Annotated in this window: 3 protein-coding genes and 1 pseudogene; 3 read left to right on the forward strand and 1 reads right to left on the reverse strand. The window is 38.3% G+C overall.

Features of this window, described 5'->3' with window-relative positions; genetic code table 11:
* Positions 1–134: 134 nt before the first annotated feature.
* From IQ244_RS32170 to IQ244_RS32180, 3 genes are read left to right on the forward strand one after another with little or no spacing between them, the layout of a single operon-like run.
* On the forward strand, positions 135–503 hold the full coding sequence (locus IQ244_RS32170; protein WP_322746150.1) for an Arm DNA-binding domain-containing protein: 369 nt from the start codon (positions 135–137) through the stop codon (positions 501–503).
* Positions 496–660, forward strand: coding sequence for a hypothetical protein (locus IQ244_RS32175; protein WP_193900708.1), 165 nt, complete (start codon positions 496–498; stop codon positions 658–660). The genes IQ244_RS32170 and IQ244_RS32175 overlap by 8 nt, the downstream gene beginning before the upstream one ends.
* Positions 661–712: 52 nt before the next feature.
* Positions 713–901: a hypothetical protein gene (locus tag IQ244_RS32180; RefSeq protein ID WP_228059312.1), complete on the forward strand. Its 189-nt coding sequence runs from the start codon at positions 713–715 to the stop codon at positions 899–901.
* A gap of 359 nt (positions 902–1,260) precedes the next feature.
* Here the strand turns inward: IQ244_RS32180 and IQ244_RS32185 are convergent.
* Positions 1,261–1,456, reverse strand: a pseudogene (locus IQ244_RS32185) (IS5/IS1182 family transposase); the annotation flags it as partial.

Genomic DNA, 1,456 nt, shown 5'->3' on the forward strand with positions numbered 1-1,456 from the left:
GGAATATATCTTCAAACAACTTCCATTCCAGGTCGCTTAATCCTTCAAATCGCCCAGCCATACCCTAATACAACTTATCTTCATCAATAGCAGATTATCATATTGCTGATATTAGTGGGATAGATTCCTCTATCATTGATTCCAATAGCCGATTACAACTACGGTTTCGTTATGGAGGTAAAAGATACTATCTATCTCTTGGTTTATCCGATATAAAAATAAACCGTAAAGCCGCAGAAGCTAAGAAAAATCAGATTGAGTTGGATATTGCTTCAGGAAATTTTGATCCGACTCTGAACAAGTACAAACCTCAATCAGTAATTAGTATCGCTGAACCTGAGATTCCACCCAAAGTTACAGAACTTTGGGAAGGTTATATAAATTACAAATCATCAAGCCTTAAGGAAACTACCAAGGGATACCACAATAGCTTTACCAAACTGTTCCAACGTTTAGGTGATAAGGTGGGAATCAGGTACAACATGGAAGAGTGCCTTGAATAACCTGAGATTGATTATTCAACCATATATTTTTTACTGTTTAATTCAACCTTGGCTGACAGTATTTAACATTCCTGGTATGAAACGTTGCTTCTTAAAATTAATCGACTTCATGAATGACTTGCGTGCTTCTCCAGTCACTTTTTCCCTTGCTAGTTAATATTTTTTCTCCCTAAAGTCACAAAAGAGGGATAACTCCTGTTTCAGCTAATTTGCTTCCTCCTTCAGTTTCTTTTTTTGATTCTACTAAGCCAAGTCCTGACTCGCTACCTGTTCTCTCAGAACCAGCCGGATCAAATATTTTGGAACAAGATTCTAAAGATGATGGATTCTTTAATGATGATGAGGATGACCCAATTGCTAAGGCAGAAATAGAAGTTGATGCAGGATTTTGTCTGTAGTAAAGAGATTATGAGGAATAACTGTCAGGTATTAGAGAAAAGCGTATTCGTTGCCTTCGCTTGTGATACTTACGTAATTCCCTCCCTTGTCCTGTTTGTTGTTGTGGGCAACATTTTCTAGAGTGCGATCGCGTCAGGCACTGTAGCTACGAAGTGCTTTCCACCTCTTCACAAAGCACATTGAGAAGAAGTTTTTGCCCAAGCAGCTGCATTACTCAAAGTTTCGATTAAACTATTTCAGCCATACACTTGGTCAAAGCTTGTGATCGAGTGCATTAACAGTATTTAACCGAACTGGAGAGGCGATCGCATTCTAACTCCGGAGGTTGATTATTCAGTAGACCTCTTGCAAAAGTCAGTTAAGCAGATTCAGTTTTAGGGAGACGAAGCTCATAGTTGTACAAACCAGCGATGAGATTAAATCTCAAACTAAATCTTTTTCTCCGATTGCGATAACGGTCAGACAAGATTTTAAATATCTTTAGTTTCCGATTAATATGCTCACCGACAACTCGAACTTTGGCTAAGTCTCGATTACTCTTTTTATCTTCGCAA

This window comes from Nostoc sp. LEGE 06077 (assembly GCF_015207705.1).
GTDB lineage: Bacteria > Cyanobacteriota > Cyanobacteriia > Cyanobacteriales > Nostocaceae > Nostoc_B.